14 protein-coding genes are annotated in these 17,436 nt (G+C 67.9%); 5 read left to right on the top strand and 9 right to left on the bottom strand.

All coding sequences use genetic code 11. The features are described 5' to 3' along the window. The 3 genes from G3O00_RS15580 to G3O00_RS15570 all read left to right on the top strand — a co-directional run. Positions 1-1,546: AAA family ATPase (locus tag G3O00_RS15580; protein WP_241025160.1), on the top strand; the 1,546-nt coding region annotated here is incomplete at its 5' end. 116 nt (positions 1,547-1,662) lie between these two features. Beyond that, complete coding sequence (locus tag G3O00_RS15575; protein ID WP_206143500.1) at positions 1,663-3,117, top strand: aldehyde dehydrogenase family protein; 1,455 nt, start codon at positions 1,663-1,665, stop codon at positions 3,115-3,117. Between the two features lie 85 nt (positions 3,118-3,202). Continuing rightward, complete coding sequence (locus tag G3O00_RS15570) at positions 3,203-4,816, top strand: GMC family oxidoreductase N-terminal domain-containing protein (protein WP_206143499.1); 1,614 nt, start codon at positions 3,203-3,205, stop codon at positions 4,814-4,816. A gap of 67 nt (positions 4,817-4,883) precedes the next feature. On the opposite strand, the gene G3O00_RS15565 is transcribed toward G3O00_RS15570, so the two are convergent. Continuing rightward, positions 4,884-5,771, bottom strand: coding sequence for a transporter (locus G3O00_RS15565; protein WP_174929733.1), 888 nt, complete (start codon positions 5,769-5,771; stop codon positions 4,884-4,886). Between the two features lie 421 nt (positions 5,772-6,192). Here G3O00_RS15565 and G3O00_RS15560 point away from each other — a divergent pair, with 421 nt between their 5' ends. Continuing rightward, positions 6,193-7,167: a helix-turn-helix domain-containing protein gene (locus G3O00_RS15560; protein WP_241025159.1), complete on the top strand. Its 975-nt coding sequence runs from the start codon at positions 6,193-6,195 to the stop codon at positions 7,165-7,167. A 139-nt stretch (positions 7,168-7,306) separates the two neighbouring features. Here G3O00_RS15560 and G3O00_RS15555 read toward each other — a convergent pair whose 3' ends face one another. The 5 genes from G3O00_RS15555 to G3O00_RS15535 form a co-directional block, all read right to left on the bottom strand. Next, positions 7,307-8,398 carry a porin gene (locus G3O00_RS15555; protein WP_206143497.1) on the bottom strand — a complete coding sequence of 364 codons (1,092 nt, stop codon included), beginning with the start codon at positions 8,396-8,398 and terminating at the stop codon, positions 7,307-7,309. A 179-nt stretch (positions 8,399-8,577) separates the two neighbouring features. Beyond that, positions 8,578-9,300, bottom strand: coding sequence for an SDR family oxidoreductase (locus G3O00_RS15550; protein ID WP_206143496.1), 723 nt, complete (start codon positions 9,298-9,300; stop codon positions 8,578-8,580). Then, the gene (locus tag G3O00_RS15545) at positions 9,278-10,399 is read right to left on the bottom strand and encodes a 2,3-butanediol dehydrogenase (protein WP_206143495.1); all 1,122 of its coding nucleotides are present in this window, start codon (positions 10,397-10,399) and stop codon (positions 9,278-9,280) included. Before G3O00_RS15545 ends, G3O00_RS15550 begins: the two co-directional genes overlap by 23 nt. A 1-nt stretch (position 10,400) precedes the next feature. After that, on the bottom strand, positions 10,401-11,705 hold the full coding sequence (locus tag G3O00_RS15540) for an MFS transporter (RefSeq protein ID WP_206143494.1): 1,305 nt from the start codon (positions 11,703-11,705) through the stop codon (positions 10,401-10,403). A gap of 18 nt (positions 11,706-11,723) precedes the next feature. Next, complete coding sequence (locus G3O00_RS15535; RefSeq protein WP_011356734.1) at positions 11,724-12,257, bottom strand: 2,4'-dihydroxyacetophenone dioxygenase family protein; 534 nt, start codon at positions 12,255-12,257, stop codon at positions 11,724-11,726. A gap of 178 nt (positions 12,258-12,435) precedes the next feature. Between G3O00_RS15535 and G3O00_RS15530 the strand changes: the two genes are divergently transcribed. Beyond that, positions 12,436-13,416, top strand: a complete 981-nt coding sequence (locus tag G3O00_RS15530) for a helix-turn-helix domain-containing protein (RefSeq protein ID WP_206143493.1) — start codon at positions 12,436-12,438, stop codon at positions 13,414-13,416. A 101-nt stretch (positions 13,417-13,517) separates the two neighbouring features. Here the strand turns inward: G3O00_RS15530 and G3O00_RS15525 are convergent, their stop codons facing one another. From G3O00_RS15525 to G3O00_RS15515, 3 genes are all read right to left on the bottom strand, one after another. After that, entirely contained in the window at positions 13,518-15,083 is a 1,566-nt protein-coding gene (locus G3O00_RS15525; RefSeq protein ID WP_206143492.1) for a GMC family oxidoreductase N-terminal domain-containing protein, read from the bottom strand. Positions 15,084-15,235: 152 nt separating this feature from the next. Then, the gene (locus G3O00_RS15520) at positions 15,236-16,210 is read right to left on the bottom strand and encodes a helix-turn-helix domain-containing protein (protein ID WP_206143491.1); all 975 of its coding nucleotides are present in this window, start codon (positions 16,208-16,210) and stop codon (positions 15,236-15,238) included. A gap of 235 nt (positions 16,211-16,445) precedes the next feature. Next, the gene (locus tag G3O00_RS15515; RefSeq protein ID WP_206143490.1) at positions 16,446-17,234 is read right to left on the bottom strand and encodes a hypothetical protein; all 789 of its coding nucleotides are present in this window, start codon (positions 17,232-17,234) and stop codon (positions 16,446-16,448) included. Positions 17,235-17,436: the final 202 nt, after the last annotated feature.

Raw genomic sequence — 17,436 nt, 5'->3', positions numbered from 1 at the left:
GGCCGACGCCCGCGATGCCGTCGGCGGTGAAGGCTGGCACGTCGAAGTGGCCGCCGCGATTCACGTCGGGCAGGTTCTCGCGCATGCGTCGCAAATGTCGGGCGGATCGACGCCGGCCGCCGCGTCGCGGCTGTTGCGGCTTGCCGGGCCCGGGCAGATCCTGATCAGCGACGATGCGCGGCTCGCGCTCGAACGGCATGCCGACTTCCGGCCGACCGGGTTGCGGCTGGCGCGGGCGGGCCTCGCGCCGCAGCCGGTGCACGAACTGCTCGGCGAGTGTCGGGCCGATACGCCGTTCGATTCGCTCGACGGCGGCATGAGGGCGCCGATGATCGGCCGCACGCGCGAACTCGACGCACTGCTGCGCGCGTGGCAGGAGGCGTGCGCACGCCATCGTCGTGCGATGCGCGGCGTGCCGCGGCTCGTCGTCGGCGATGCGGGAATCGGCAAGTCGCGCGTCGTGCACGCGCTGTGCGAGGCCGTGCGGACGCAGGGCCACGCGTCCGCGTATTGCGGGTGCCTGCCCGAGCGGGAGAATCATGCGCTGTTTCCGATCCTGCGGTTCATCAGTGCGCATTGGCAACTCGATGCCGACAGCCCGCCCGGTACCACGCACGCGGCGATCGACGCGATGCTCGCGCCGCTCGAATGCGATCGTGTGGCGGCCCGTGTCGCGCTGTCGACCTGGCTGGGGCTGCCTTGCGATGCGAAGGAGGCACGGTGGTCGGGCGCACGCGAACCGCACGCGCTGTTCGACGTGCTCGAGCAATTGATCGTGTCGCTCGGCAAGGGCGCGCCGGTGTTGCTCGTCGTCGAGGATGTGCAGTGGATCGACCGCTCGACCGAGGCCTTTCTTGCGTACCTGCAGCGCTCGCCGCGCGCGGCGGCGCTCTGCGTCGTGCTCACGTCACGACCCGCCCGACTCGCGCGCTGGCGTGGCGCGACCGAACGCCTGGTGCTGCGCCGCCTGTCGCGCGACGATGCGCGGCGCCTGATGTCGGCATGCCTGGGTCAGGGCGCGCTTGATCCGGCCCGGCTCGACCCGCTCGTCCATCGGACGGCAGGCATTCCGCTGTTCATCGAGGCCGTCGCGCGCGAGCTGACGATGCGTGGGTCGGACGGCTCGCTCGCCGGGCTGCGGACGACCGACCCGTGCCCGCTTCCGCTCAGTCTCGGCGGAATGCTCGGGCGCGCGTTCGACCGGATCGACGACGCGCGCGACACCGCGCAGCTCGCCGCGACGATCGGGCTCGAGGTGGATGCGCACTTGCTGGCCGCGGCATCGCCGCATGATCGCGCGACGCTCGACGCGCACCTGCAGCTGCTGCTCGAAGAACGGATCATGTACGCGCAGCATCGGCGCGATCGCGTGTTCTATTCGTTTCGCCATGCGTTGATTCGCGACGCGGCATACGCGTCGATGCCGCCGGCCGTGCGACGCGCCAACCATGCGCGAGTCAGCCGCGCGCTGGCCGCGCAAACCGATCGCGGCGCCGGCGCGCATGCGAACGGCGTCGACGGACACTGCGTGCGCGCGTGCATGTGAATCCTGCATTCGATGCACGGATGTCCCAGCGGCGCCGCAACCCGCGTCCTACAGTGGGCCAGAAATGCCGATCCGCCTTCCAGCGCCGGATCGGCCTTTAATCTGGAGACAGCCACATGACAGCCGAATACACCCTTCAACACCGGATCGCGGGCGAGGCATGCGACGCCGCACAGGGCGAGTGGTTCGAGAAATTCGAACCGTGCACCGGACACCTGCTTGCACGCGTGGCGGCCGGCACCGGTGCCGACGTCGACCGGGCCGTGCGCGCGGCCCGCGCGGAATTCGACGGCGGACACTGGAGCCGGTTGCCCGGCGCGGCGCGGGCGAAGCTGCTGCATCGGCTGGCCGACCTGCTCGAGCACGACGCTGAGCGCTTCGTCGAGCTGCTCGCGCGCGAACAGGGGCGCCCGGCCATGGAAGTGCGCATGATGGACCTGCCGATGTCGATCGACACGCTGCGCTACTTCGCCGGATGGGCGGACAAGCTCGAAGGCCGCCAGATTCCGACCGGCGGCTTCATGGGGCGCCCGACCGTCAACTACACGGTGCGCGAAGCGGTTGGCGTCGCCGGCCTGATCGTGCCGTGGAATGCGCCGCTGATGATCGCGTGCTGGAAGCTCGCGCCCGCGCTCGCGGCCGGCTGCACGGTCGTGATCAAGCCGTCGGAGGATGCGCCGCTCGCAGTCGGCGCGCTGGCGGACCTGGCGGCGCAGGCGGGTTTTCCGCCAGGCGTCGTGAATCTCGTGCACGGCATCGGCGCGTCGGTCGGCGCCGCGCTGGTCAATCACCCGGGCGTCGACAAGATCAGCTTCACGGGCAGCACCGAGGTCGGCCGCACGATCGCGCGCGAAGCTGGCGCCCAGTTCAAGCGGCTGACGCTGGAACTCGGCGGCAAGGCGCCGCAGATCATCTTCGACGACGCGAATCTCGAGCAGGCGATCGCCGGCGTCGCGATGGGGCTGTTCGTCAACCAGGGGCAGACGTGCGCGGCCGGCACGCGTGTGCTGGTGCAGCGCCGTCACTACGACGACGTCGTCGGCGCGCTCGCGCATGCGGCGCGGTCGGTCAAGGTAGGCACGCCGTTCGACCCCGATACGCAGATGGGCGCGCTGATCAGCGCCCGCCATGCCGATCGTGTGAAGACGCACATCGCAGCGGCGCTGCGCGACGGCGCGACGATGGTTGCGGGCGACGAGCCGGTGCCGTCGCAGGGCTTCTTCGTGCGGCCGACCGTGTTTGCGAACGTCGATCCGGCGATGCGCATCGCGCGCGACGAAGTGTTCGGGCCGGTCGGCACGATCATTCCGTTCGATACGGAAGACGAGGCCGTCGCGCTGGCGAACGACACCGTCTATGCACTGTCAGCATCGCTGTGGACCCGCGATCTCGCGACCGCGCACCGCACCGCGGCCCGGCTGCGGGTCGGCGCGGTCGCGGTGAACGCGTGGAGCCCGCTCGACGCGCGGCTGCCGTGGGGCGGCTTCAAGGAGAGCGGCGTCGGGCGCGACCTGTCGCAAAGCGGGCTCGATGCGTACCTGGAGGAGAAGGTCGTCACGATCGCGATGTAGCCGCGCACGTTTCGGCACGGAGACACCACAACAACAAGATCGCGGGCGTTGCGTGGCTCGCCCGCCTATCCCACTCGACAGACACATGACTACTCAAGACCTGACCTTCGATTACGTCGTCATCGGCGCGGGTTCCGCCGGTTGCGTCGTGGCCGCGCGGCTGATCCAGCAGAACGCCGGTTCGGTGCTGCTGCTGGAAGCCGGCACACGCGACGACAATCCGTTTCACCGGATTCCGGGCGGCGTGATGCAGGTGTTCCAGAAGAAATCGTGGCCCTACATGACCGAACCGCAGCCGAACGCGAACGGCCGCAGCATGATCATCGCGCAGGGCAAGGTGCTGGGCGGCGGCAGTTCGGTCAACGGGATGATCTATATCCGCGGGCAGCGCGAGGACTACGACGACTGGGCGACGCAGTGGGGATGCACGGACTGGCGCTACGACGACGTGCTGCCGTATTTCATGAAGGCGGAAGCGAACGAAAGCCTGGGGCCCGCGTATCACGGCCAGACCGGCCCGCTGCCCGTCAGCGAGAACCGCTATCGCCATCCATTGACGGCCGCGTTCATCCGGGCCGGGCAGGAAATGGGGCTGCGCTACGTCAACGACTTCAACGGCGAAGTGCAGCAGGGCATCGGCTATTACCAGACGACGACGCGCAACGGCGAACGCGCGAGCACTGCGCAGACCTATCTGGCGTCGGTGCGCAACGACGCGAAGCTGAAGGTGGTGACCGGCGCACTCGTGCACCGGATCCGGACCGATGCGGGGCGCGCGGTCGCGGTCGAATTCAGCGAAGGCGGACATGCGCCCGTGTCGGTGCGTGTGCGCAACGAAGTCGTCGTGAGCGCGGGGGCAATCGGGAGTCCGAAGGTATTGATGCTGTCCGGCATCGGGCCGGCGGAGCATCTCGCTGCGCTCGGGATCGATCCGGTTGCCGCGTTGCCGGTCGGCCAGAACTTCCATGATCATCTGCACATGTCGGTGCAGGCGTCGATTCGCACGCCGGCGAGCCTCTATGGCGAGAACACGGGGTTCCGGGCGATGCGCCATTTCCTGCAATGGAAGTGCTTCAGGAGCGGGCTGCTGACCAGCAACATCCTCGAAGGCGGCGCATTCATCGACACGCTGGGCACGGGGCGGCCGGACGTTCAGTTCCATTTCCTGCCGCTGCTCGACAATTTCGACAATACGCCGGGAGAGAAGCCGCCCGCGAGCGAGCACGGCATGTCGGTCAAGGTCGGCCATCTGCAACCGAAATCGCGCGGGCAGGTGGGGTTGCGCAGCAAGGATCCGGCGGACCTGCCGAGGATCGACGCGAACTTCCTGAGCGACCCGGCCGACCTCGACGGTCAGATCCGGGCCGTTCAGGCCGGGCTCAGGATTCTGTCGGCGAAGGCGCTGCAGGCGCACGTGAAGGAAATCGTCGCGCCGGCCCGGATCGATCCGGACGATCTGCCGGCGATCGAGCGATTCGTGCGGCAGGACATCAAGACCGTCTATCACCCGGCCGGCACTTGCAGGATGGGCACGGACCCGCGCACGTCGGTGGTGGACCAGAGGACGCTGCGCGTGCACGGCTTCTCCAATCTGCGCGTGATCGACTGCTCGATCTGTCCGCAGGTGCCGAGCGGGAATACCAATGCGCCGGCGATCATGATCGGCGAACGCGGCGCCGATCTGCTGCTCGGTCGATGAAAGGGGCGGCGCAGGGATGACCTGCGCCGCCTTCGCGTCGGGCCACGCCGACGCGGATCCGTTCGCATCAGAGCGGAAACACGGCCTTGAGCCAGAACGCCGCGCCTTCCGGGCGGTTTCGCACATCGGTTTCCATCTGGTATTTGGCGGTCACGAACCAGCCTTTCCCGCTGTCGTACTTGATCGACGGGCCGATCGCGAACGAACGGCCGCGATTGCCGGCGATGGTTTGCCCGGCCTGTGAATCGTCTGTCATCTGCCGGTAGACATAGCCGCCCGCGCCGATCGTCAGGCCGTTGCCGAAACCCCAGCCCGCCGAATAGTCGACGATGAATTCCTGTCCGGACTGGTAGTCCGTCGCGTGGTTGCGCTGGTTGAAGGTCCACATGAGCTTCGCGTCGAACACCGGCCCGGTACGGCCGCCGTACGAGATGCCCGCGATCGGCTGGATCGCCCAGTAGTGTCGGCCGATATTGGCCAGGTCGCTTTTGTCGTACCGGCCCGTCGGCGCGAAGACATCGACGGCGAGCAGCGTGTGGAGCGTCGGCGTGACGTGCCAGCCGAGCGCTGGGCCGAACGTCATGTCGCCGACACCGGTTCGCCGCTGCGCTTGCCCGCCCGCGTGCACGTCGAGCGTGACGAGCGGAAGCAGCGCGTGCATGGCCAGCGATGCGCCTGCAAATGTGTAAGGCGTGACCCACACGATCCGCGGCGTCACCGAATACGCGGTGATGCTGAAGTCCGGCGGCGCGACGTTGCGGCCGTCGTTGTCGCGCAGCTCCCCGGCGTGGTAGCGCTCCGCGTAGATCAGTGCATAGAGCCCCGGCGGCGGCAGTGCGCAGCACAGGTAGCCTTCCGCCCCGGTCGGGTAGACGGAGCCGCCGCCTTCGGTTGCGTGAGCGCCGTGTGCGACCGCGAGCGCGGACAGCATCACGGAAATGGAAAGTCGTTTCATCGTTTGTCTCCTCCTGCGGCGCGCGAGCGGCCGCCGTTTGTCTTCGGGCGGCGTGCGGGACGGCATCGGCCACGCACGTGAAGCCCGGCCGGAGGCCGGTTTCCGCCCGTCAGCAGGGTGCCGCGCCAGTTTCTCGATCGCATGTGTTTGCGTGCAGAGCCATCAGGAGTGCGGTGCATCTAGGTGAAATCTTTACTGCGTCAGGTAGCGTTCCGGCCGTACATGGGAGTTGTGCGAATGTTCTTTTGCATCGACGCGCCGTACGCTACGAGCCGATCCCCTCTCATCGATGCTGGCCGGGCGCGTGTCGCCGCACGCGACCGGAAGTCGGGCGAGTCGATCGTCGCGCCCGCTGCGTGCTTATGCTGGCGGCCAGGCAATGGACGTACTTGAAGCCCGGATATTTCTGGAGGCGAACGTCATGATCGATTCGGGAGCGCATCCGCCGCTGCGGGAGGGCGGCGTGTCGTGCTGGTCGGAGCAGATCCGGCATCGGTTCTTTCCGCTGGAGCTCAATGCCGGCACGTCCGGCGAATTCGACGCAAACGTCGACGTGTTCGATCATGCGCGCTGCCGCGTGGCGCGCATTTCGGCAAGCGCGCATAGCGCCTCCATCGGGCGCGACGCGTGCAAGACGCTGAAGCACCGCTACGTCAAGGTGATCTGGCAACTGAGCGGTGTGGCGAGACTCGAGCAGGGCGCGTGCGAAGTGATCGTGCCACCAGGGCACTTCACGTTGTATGAGGCGAGCAGCCCGTACTGGATTCAAAGCGACGCACACGGTGAATTCGTGACGATGCTGTGCGAAGTGGCCGACCATGACGCACTGCTGGCGTTGGCCCGGCACGCGATCGGCCGTGCGATGCCGACGACGGGCGGCGCGGCCGTGGCGCTCGCCAGCCTGCAGGCGATGATCGCGGAGGGCCGGCGCATGAATCCGCGCAGCCGCTTCGGCGTGCTGGAACTGGTGGCGACGTTGCTTGCCGAGACGATCGATTTCACGGACGGCACGGCGCCCGCTTCGCGGCGCAAGATCCGCGAGACGTTGCTGCGCGACGCGCAGCAATACATCCATCGGCATCTGGACGACGGCGAACTGTCGCCCGATCGCATTGCCGCGGCATTGAAGGTGTGTCGCCGCACGCTCTACCAGGCGTTCGAATCGATCGGCGAGCGGCCGCAGGCGATGATCCAGCGCCTGCGGCTCGAGAAGTGCCATGAAGTGCTGTCGCAGACCGGCGCCGACGGGGCGAGCATTACGCGCCTGGCGCTGCAGTCGGGGTTTTCCGATCCGGCGTATTTTGCGCGCCTGTTTCGCCGGCGCTTCGGGGTCACGCCGTCGCAGTGTCGGGATGCGGGGATGCAGGATGGGGGTGGGGCGGATTCGTCGGGTTAGTCGCGGGTGCGTGCATTTTTCGCGATCCGATCGGTGGAGCAGCGTGTGACGACGAAGGCCGCAGAGCGACTGGCTCTGCGCCCGTGTCGTCAGGCGATCCGGGCCCAGGATCGCCGACAGGATTCGCCGGGGCGGCAGCCTAGAACCGCGTGCTGAACCCGACCCGCGCGATCGACTGCAGCGCGCCGCTCGACGCACCGTTCGCATCCATCACGCCATTGATCTGCGCGCTGCTGCCGTGGTTCGCGCGCTGATGCACGCCCGCCACATACACCATCGTGCGTTTCGACAGCCAGTACTGGACGGCGGCCAGGAACTGGTGCGCGTGCGCGTTGTCGAGCGTGTCGTTGCCCTTCATGTACGTGTAGCTCGCGCCGATCACCCATGCCGGTGACGGTCGCCACGCGGCGCCGGCTTCGGCCGACCATGCGCCCGCGCCGTTCTGCGCGTTGTGTACGGTCGTGAAGAGCGCTTTCCCCGTGACCGTGCCGACCGTGTAGTGCACGCCCGCGCCCCAGTTGCGCACGCTGGTGGGCGGCAGCCCGTCCGTCGCGCCGTACTTCTGGTTCGTATAGGCCGCGCCCGCGCCGAACGGGCCGTTGTCGTAGCTCGCGCCGACGCTGACCGTGTTGTTCGCGCCGACCGACCCCGCGACGTTTCCGAAACCGTACAACGCACCGAAGGTCAGGCCCGACAGCGACGGGCTCGTGTACTTGACCGAATTCGCGACACGATTGCTGCCCGCGACGCGATCCCAGTCGAAGGCGCCGGTCGGGTTGTTCGGCAACGCGAGCTTGTCGAACGGGCCGTTGCGAAAGCCGTACAGGCCGACGAGATCCTGCGCGATCTCGTTGCCGCTCGCGGCCAGCGAATCGACCATGAACTCGTACTGGTTGCCGAGCGTCAGCTTGCCGTAGCGGTCGTTTTCCACGCCGACATAGGCCTGGCGCGCAAACAGCCCGCCGCCGATGATCGAGCCGTTGCCGAGCGAATACTGGTTGACGAGCCGGAAGATCGCGCGCGTGCCCGCGCCGAGATCCTCCTTGCCTTCGAAACCGAGCAGGTTCGGGAAGAAGATGTTGTCGTCGAACTTCGCGGCACCGTGGCCGCCCTGATTGCTGACATAGCTGATGCCGGCATCCATCAGCCCGAACATCGTCACGCTGCTCTGCGCGAACGATGCGGCGGGAATGGCGCATGCCGCGAGCGCCAGAAGGGTCTTTTTCGTCATCTCCAATGTGCTCCTCACATGTTTCCGATCGGATCGGATATTTTTGATTGGACTACTGATTGATATGAACAAAGCCGAACCTGATGAATCGTGGTTCAGCGGCAACCTGAGGAAACCCGTGCGCGACGGGCATCGGCAGAAATCACGATCGAGCCTGCCGATGCCCGTTCAGCTGCGCGCTAGAACGTCGAATACCCGCCATCGACCGGCACGACCGCGCCGGTCACGAACGATGCGCCAGGTGAGCACAGGAACAGGATCACGTCCGCGACTTCGTCGGCCGTGCCCCAGCGCCCGAGCGGCGTGCGTTCGAGAATGCGTCGCGATGCCTGCATGTCGGCCTTCAGGCCGCTGCTGAGCGGCGTGTCGATCCAGCCGGGCGCTACCGCGTTCACGCGGATGCCGCGATCGGCCCACGCCTGCGCGAGCGAGCGCGTGAGCTGCGCAATGCCGCCCTTGCTCGCGCTGTACGCGGGGCGGTCCTTGCTGCCGAAGTACGTGTACATCGACGCGACATTGACGATGCTGCCGCCGTGCGCCGACAGTGCCGGCCGTGCGGCGTCGGAGGCCCGCATCACCGACGTGAGGTTCACGTTCAGCACGAGCTCGAACTGGTCCATCCGGTATTCGTCCGCGTGCCGGCTGATGCCGACGCCGTTGACGAGCACGTCGAGCCGCGGCAGCGCCGCGATCGTGCGCGTCAGCGCATCGCTGTCGGTCACGTCGAGTTCCACGCAGCGGATGCCCGCATGCACGGGCGCATGCGGGCCGGTCGCATCGAGCCCGAGCGCGACGACCGACGCGCCGGCTTGCGCGAACCGCATCGCCGTGCTCGCACCGATGCCCGACGTGCCGCCCGTCACGACGACGGACTGGCCCTCAAACGCCCACTGACGACTCATGCTCAATGCTCCCGATGGTGAGTGCGCGACGGGTCGGCCGTTGCGCGGGTGAAACGAGGATCTTGATCTGCGCGCGGTCGGCGAGCAGCGCGTCGAAGCCGTCGGCGACGGCGTCTTCGAGCGACACGGTGCGCGTGACGATCGACGTGAGGTCGAGCGCGCCCGACGCGACGATGCGCAGCAGGTCTTCGTACGCATGCCGGTAGCCGACGCTCGCCGTGAAGGTCAGCTCGTCGTTGACCGCGCGGAACGCGTCGAAGCCTGCATGCGGCATCAGGCCGACCATCACGATGCGTCCACCCTTGCGTAGCGCGTGCATCGCCAATTCGAACGTTGTCTGCAGCCCGGCCGCTTCGAAACTCGCATCGACGCCGAGCCCGCCCGTGGCCGCGCGGATCGCGTCCTGCAGCGCGGATGCAGCGAGTGCGCGTGCATCGAACGTATGCGTTGCGCCGAAGCGCGTGGCCGCCGCGAGCCGTTCGGGCGAGACATCGACGGCCACGATCGTGGTCGCGCCCTGCAGTTTCGCGAGCATGATCAGCAGCAGGCCGATCGGCCCGAGGCCGAACACCGCACAGGTTTCGCCGAGCCGCAGCTCGCCACGCCGCAACGCGTGCAGCGCGACGGCCGCCGGCTCCATCACCGCGGCCTGTTCGAGACTCACGCCGTCGGGCAGGCGATGCAGCATGTATGCCGGCACGACCGCGAAGTCGGCCATGCCGCCGTCGCCCATCAGCCCGGCGAAGCCCATCGACACGCACAGGTTGTACGACCCCGAGCGGCAGTACGCGCACTGGCTGCAGCGATACTCGGGCTCGACCGCGACGCGATCGCCCGCGCGCAGCGCCGTCACGCCTTCGCCGACTTCGACGACGGTGCCGCAGAACTCGTGGCCGAGCGTCAGCGGCGCGGTACGGCGAGACAGCGGATGCGGCGTGTCGACCGGGATCGCGTGCGGGCCGTCCGCATATTCGTGCAGGTCGCTGCCGCAGATCCCGCAATACGCGACCGCGATGCGCACGTCGCCGGGGCCGACGCGCGGCGTGTCGATTTCCACGAGACGGACGTCGCGCGGGCCATGCCATTGAAGTGCGCGCATGTCAGCGACCTCCGAGGTTTTGCGCATCGAGACGGCTCGCGGCCGAGCCGGCGAGTGCGCGCTTGCGCAGCACGGCAGGCGCGGTTTCGACGAGGCCGAACGACAGCACGCACGCGAGGATCGCGCCGGCCGCCGACGTCCACATCGCGAACTGCAGGCCGTACTTGTCCGCCGCGAAGCCGGCGACGGTCGGTGCAACGAAGCCGCCGATCAGCTCGCCCGCGCCCATGATCAGGCCGAGCGCGCTGGCGATCGCGCGCGGCGGCACCGTTTCGGCAGGGATCGTCGCCATGAACAGCGTGAAGCAGCCGAGGCCCGTGTAGGTGGCGAACACGAGCGCACAGAGCACCCACAGCGAGCCGGCATGGATCAGCACGACCGGGCACACGGCCGCGATCAGCGCGAACGCGATCATCGTCGGCTTGCGGCCGATCCGGTCGGAGATCGCCGGCACCGCGAAGCCCCAGAACACCCACGCGGCACCGAGGCAGGTCATCACGACGCCCATGTCGGACGGCGACAGGTGGCGGCTTTCCACGAGGAACACCGGCGCGAACGAGATGATCACGATGAACCACGTGAGAAAGAAGCAGCTGATCAGCATGCACAGCAGGATGTTGCGTTCCTTCAGCAACGCCCAGCGGCTGACTGCCGCGCCGCTCGCGGCCGGCGTGCCGGCGGTATCGGCCTGCGCGTGCCGCACGCCGCCGGGCGGCACTTCGCGCACCCAGCGCCAGATGCAGAACGCGATCAGGAAGCCCGGAACGCACGACACGTAGAACGCCTCGCGCCAGCCGTACGCGGTCGCGATGCCGATGACCACCGGCGGGCCGATCATCGCGCCGAGCAGGCCGGCGGCGGAGCCTTGCAGCAGGCCCATGTTCAGCCCGCGGCGGCTCGGCGTCGAGCTTTCGACCATCAGCGATTGCGACAGCGGCAGCACGGGACCTTCGGCGATGCCCATCAGCGCGCGGAACGCGATCAGGCTCGCGAAGCCGCCGACGAGCCCCGACAGCGCCGAACACACGGAAAAGCCGAGCACGGCCGCGATCAGCAGCGGCTTGCGCGTGCCGCGCGCGTCGGACCACGCACCCGTCGCGGCACCGGACAATGCCCAAGTGAGCGCGAGCGCGGACGACACCATGCCGAGCTGCGTGTTCGTCAGGTGCAGCTCGGCCGACATGAACGGGAACAGGAACGACAGCGCGAGGCGGTCGAAGAACACGAAGCCGAACGTCATGAACAGGATCAGCAGCAGCCTGTTCTCGTACGTCCAGGCGGACCGGGGGGAGGAAGGAGATGTCATGGTGAGCCTCGGCGCGCGTCAGCGGAACAGCTTCTCGATCGCTTGCGCGCCGAGGCCGACCTTCTCGTAATGTGCTTTGCACATCGCGATGTACGAGTGCACATCGAAGTAGCCGTCGGGGTTGCCGGCTTCGTCGAGCCAGATCAGCGGCCCCTTGACGATGAAGAACGCACGCATCGGCTCCGGGTGATCGAACGCGACGAGCGTGTGGCCTTCGCCCGGCGTCTCGTACACGAAATCGCCGCGCGTCGCGGTCCATTCGTGCTCCAGATAACCCCACTTGCCTGACAGCGTGTAAGCGAACACCTCGTGCGGGTGATAGTGCCGGTTCACGAGCCCGGCTTCCTTGGCCATCAGGATGTCGCACCATTTGTTCTGCGACGGCGAAATCCACAGCGGCCGCGACGAAACCGTTTCGGTGAACGGAACGTAGTAGCGATCGTCGTCGGTGGCCGCGTTCGCGATGTACGCTTCGGGCAGCGCATCGGGCTTGAACGGATTGGCAATCGGCGGGATGTTTTGCCAGAATTCGGCTACGGCTTTGTCGACCACGGTTTGTCTCCTGGTGTATGAGTTGTCGTGGGCTCGACTTTAGCCAGCCGGTGCGCGCCGCTCTTGACTGGGCTGGACGAATTGCTTGACCGCGCCGGACATTGCATCGCACCAGAATCCAGACGAACCATTCCCCAATCCGTGCTGCTCCGCACGACAGGCGCCCGCAGGAGGCGACGTGACGAATTCGACCGTTTTTTCCCGCACGCGAGGCTCGACGGCCGACGTGCCGGTGCGCGACAGGATGGCGTACTGGGACGCGTTCAATGCGGCGACGCTGGTCGGGCTGCGCTGCTCGTCGTTGTCGCCGGCCGGGCTCGAGGTCGAGAAGACCGATATCGCGCTGCCGGGCCTCGGCATCGCGGACATCAGTGGTCAGGATCACGTGATCGAGCGCAGCCCCGCGCTGGTGCGCCAGTTGCCGAAGGAGTCGCTGTTTGCGTGCCAGATCCTGAGCGGGCGCGCGTATTTCATCCAGCGGGACCGCTGCCTGCTCGCGGACGCCGGCGATGTCGTCGTCTACGACACGCGCGTGCCCTATCTGTTCGGATTCCTGACGCCGATGCGGCAGCTGCTGATCGATATTCCGATCACGACGTTCGACGACCGGCTCGATGCGGAGCTGGCCGCGCTGCCGCTGCGGATCGCGCCGAAGCCGGGCGCGGGCGCGATGCTCGGTGCGACGTTGCGCGCGAGCGTCGTGCGCTTCATGAAGGATCCGGTCGAGCATGACGCCACGCGGTTCGCCGAACACACGCGCACGCTGATCGCGGAACTCATCGACGCGGAGGTGAACGGTGCGGGTGCCTCGCGCGCGTCGCTGTCGTATCTGCTGACCGCGAAGCAGTACATCGCGACGCATCTCGGCGATCCGGAACTCGGGCCACAGGCCGTCGCGGACGCTGTCGGGCTGTCGCTGCGGCATCTGGGCCGGCTCTTCGCGGCCGAAGGCGAGTCGATCACGCAGCACATCTGGTCGGAGCGGCTGTCGCATGCGCATCGCGAGCTGACCGATGCGCGGCTGCGCAAGACGAGCGTCGGCGAAATCGCGTTCCGCTGGGGCTTTTCGAGCCAGGCGCACTTCAGTCGTGCGATTCGTGAGCGCTATGGTGCGTCGCCGATGGCGCTGCGCGAGGCGGCGCGGGCGGACGGGGGCTGATTGCGGCAGGTGATGCGGATGGAGCGGCGGCGCGTGTTTCACGCGCCGTTTTGCTTTTCAGTGGTCAGTGAACAGCCGTGCACGCGCCGCGCCGTGTTGCGTTACTCCGCGAGCATGAATTCGGCGCAGCGCTCCGCGATCATGATCGTCGGCGCGTTCGTGTTGCCGGACACGATGCGTGGCATCACCGACGCATCGCAGATCCGCAATCCGTCGACACCTTGCACCGCGAGGCGCGGCGTGACGACCGCATGCGCGTCGTTGCCCATGCGACAGGTGCCGGCCGGGTGATAGACGGTTTTCGCGCGATGCCGCACATAGTCGGCGAGTGCCGTGTCGGTCAATGTTTCGGCTTCGCGCACGATGCGTGCGAGCGACGGCGCACGGATGATCTGCCGCGCGAGCGCGACGCCGCGCACGAGGCCGTCGACATCGGCCGGGTCGGACAGCGCACCGCTGTCGAACAGGATCGGTGCGGCCGGATCGTTGCCGCGCAGTTGCACCGAGCCGCGCGAGCGCGGCCGGAGCAGGCACGGGTTGATCGACAGGCCGTGGCCGGGCAGCGGCTCGCGGTCGACGTCGCCGACGAGCGTCGGCAGCACGTGGAACTGGATGTCCGGGCGGCCGCTGCCGGTCGTGTCGACGAACGCGCCGGATTCGACGACGTTCGACGTCAGCAGGCCCGTGCGGCACAGCATCCACTGCAGCCCGTGCCGCAGCGCCTTCAGCCCGCGATCCTCGCCCAGCAGGCTGACGGGCGCATGGCTGCGGCCGTAGATCGAGACTTCGAGATGATCCTGGTAGTTCGCGCCGACGTCGCGGCTGTCGTGCAGCACGTCGATGCCGTGCGCGTGCAGGTGCGCGCCGGGCCCGATGCCCGACAGCATCAGCAGCTTCGGCGTGCTTAGCGCTCCGGCCGCGAGCACGACGTCGGCGCGCGCGGCGGCCGACCCGGTCGCGCCGCTTTCCGTCCGCCATTCGACACCGCTCGCGCGCTGGCCGTCGAACCGGATGCGCGTGACGCGGCAGCCGGTCAGCACGCGCAGGTTCGGGTGGCCGATCGCGTCGGCGAGATAGGTGGCCGCGGTACTGCCGCGCTGCCCGTTGAAGATCGTCGTGTGATAGAAGCCGACGCCATGTTGCGCGGCGCCGTTGAAGTCGTCGTTGTACGCGATGCCGGCTTCCTGCGCGGCTTTCACGAACGCGAGGCTCAGCGGATGGCGGAAGCGCGTGTCGCCGACCTTCAGCGGCCCGTCGGTGCCGTGAAACGGCTCGGAGAGCCGCAGGTGCGATTCGGCGCGCTTGAACACGGGCAGCACGTCGTCCCAGCCCCAGCCCGTGCAGCCGAGCGCGGCCCAGTCGTCGTAGTCGTCGCGCGTGCCGCGCACGTACAGCATCGCATTGACCGAACTTCCGCCGCCCAGCGTGCGGCCCTGCGGCACGTAGGTCTTGCGGCCCGCCGCACCGGCTTGCGGCTCGCTCTCGAATGTGACCGTGCGCCGCGTGCCGAGCACACGGATGAACGTCGCCGGCATCCGGATGAACAGGCTGTCGTCCTTCGGGCCGTCCTCGAGCAGCAGCACGCGCCTGCCGGCCTTCACCAGCCGGTGCGCGACCGTGCAGCCGGCCGAACCGCCACCGACGACGATATGGTCGTACGTCTCCATCCCGCTTCTTCTCCTTGCTGTCGGGCGGCGAAACGAGTGCCGCCGCGCAGGAAGCCAGCTTAGCGACCGCTATGCGGCCCCATTTGACCGGGACGGACGCCGTGCTTGCCTTGCAGGGACACGGCGGCGGATGGTGGGTGGCAGATTGCGGACTAGCGCGTGTCGGCCGGTGCCGGCGCGCGCGTATCGCTCGGCGTCTCGCCGAAGCGCGCGCGGTAGCTGCGGCTGAAGTGCGCGCTGTTGTTGAAGCCCCAGCGGAATGCGATCTCGCTGACCGTCAGGTGCTTCAGCGACCGGTCGCGCAGGTCGGCGCGGCAGCGCTCGAGCCGCCGCGCGAGGATGTAGCGCGTGAGCGGCATCCCTTCGATTTCGAAGACGCGCGCGAGCTGGCGCGGCGACAGGTTGATCGCGCGGCTCACCGACTGGCTGTCGAGATCGTCGTCGGCGAGATGGCTGTCGATGAACGCCTTGGCGCGCGACAGCGTGTGGACGGTCGACTTGGTCGGCGACGCATCGCCGTCGCGCAGCCGCAGCATCGACTGCACGAGATCGAGGATCGCGGCGGCGCGCCGTTCGCGCGCATCGGGCGTCGGCTCCGGTGGCGCGGCGAGCAGCGCATAGACCTGCCGCACGGCCCACGACGCGACGCCGTCGTCACGGTCGATCTTGACGAGGCTGCGGTAGCGCCACGGGCCGACGCGCGCCTCGAACACGTCGCGCGGCACGTCGAGCACGGTCATCGCCATGTCGGCGGGAAAGCCGTGGCCGTACGGCATCGACGTGTCATAGAGGACGAGGTCGCCGGGCCCGTGCTGCATGCAGTCGACGTCCTGGAACGTATAGCCTTGCCCGGCGTGCATCAGGCAGATGAACACGGCGTCGCGCTGATCCGCATGGATGTTGTGCGACGTGCGCACGACCGCGTGCCGGTTCGCGACGATGTCGCAGGCGCCGAACAGCCCGAGATCGCGCTTGCGCAGCGACGCGTCGATGCCTTCGGACGACTTGCCGCTGCATTCGATCCGCACGAGCGTGCGCGCGACATGGTCGACCCAGAAGTCGACACGTTCGTGGCCGCGTACGGCACGCGTCGAGATCGTGGCGATCTCCGTGCTGGTGTCCGGCATGACGTTCTCCCAATGACCGTCTGAGCGGCGCAGTCTCGGGCAGGTCGAACGGCGCGGTCAATCCGTGAAAGACCGGGGACGGGCGTGTGACGCGCTTGCAGCGGGGCGCTGTGGCTGCAAGCGCGATCAATGTCCGTCTGAGTCAACACAAGCGGCCGCGCTGGTCAAAACGCGATGGCGGTTTTCGGCTATGCGGCGTGCATTTCGCGACGCATGAGAAACAGGTGCCGCCGGCTTACCTCGACGAAGGCGACGTCAGCCCGAGCGAAACGTCCTGCTCGTAACCCATCTTGCCGCCGCGGTACTCGACGCTGACGTAGCCGGCCCGCCGCGCGTCGGCGACGTTGGCGTAGATCGACGTCATCACCATTCCCGCGTCGCAGTCGAGCGGGATCGTGCGGTCGATGCGGCTCGTCGCGATGTTCACGGCCCGCAGCGACTGCATCGCGATGCCGCACTTGTCGGACAGCGCATAGACGCCGACCAGCATGTGCGTCTTCGTGCGATACCACATCGGAATATCGACGGTGCCGTCGAGCTGGAGGTGATCCTGATCGTTGTCGTTCAGCCGCCCGACTTCGTTCAGCGTGATCGGGAGTGTCTTGCGACCGTCGTCCCAGGTGCCGGTTGCCGCGTTACCGGCGACGTTCAATGCGATCGGGCACGGCTTCGGCCGCGATGGCGATGTGGCCGGCACGACCGGCGAGTCGGCGTTCGATGCGGGCGGCGATGCTTCGCACAGCGTCACGCGGCCGTCGGGCTCGCGGTGGCCCTGCAGCGGGATCGGCTTGCGATGCGCGTCGTAGTAGTAGCTGCCGTCGACGCGCCAGCGGCCTGCGTCGTTGTGGTTGATGGCGTCGTAGGTCTGCAGCGAGACGTGGACGGGTGCATTGCCGATCGTGCCGGTGTAGTTCGTGACTTCGTACCAGCCTGCGTAAGATGCGGCCGGCGCGCACGCGAACAACACGGCGAGCATGGCGACGAACGGGGGAGCGTAGCGGGTGCGACGAGTGTTCCGGGACATGGGCGGTGTATGTGCGTGGTGTAGGCCTGGCCGTCACGGATATCGGTCCGGGGCCGCGTCGAGCCGTGCGGCGGGCCGCCCGGGCGCACGCCATTGTATCCATCTGCACTCACGGATTGCCCGCCTCCGCGAATGCGGCGGCAAGGGCGCGCATATGACGCAGGCCGGTCGCGGAACCGCGCGCATGGCGCGATCCGATCGA

The sequence above is a fragment of the Burkholderia sp. Ac-20384 genome (assembly GCF_017104605.1).
GTDB classification, from domain to species: Bacteria; Pseudomonadota; Gammaproteobacteria; order Burkholderiales; family Burkholderiaceae; genus Burkholderia; species Burkholderia lata.
The sequence above is the reverse complement of the archived record's forward strand: the minus strand, read 5'-3'. Positions and strand labels throughout refer to the sequence as shown.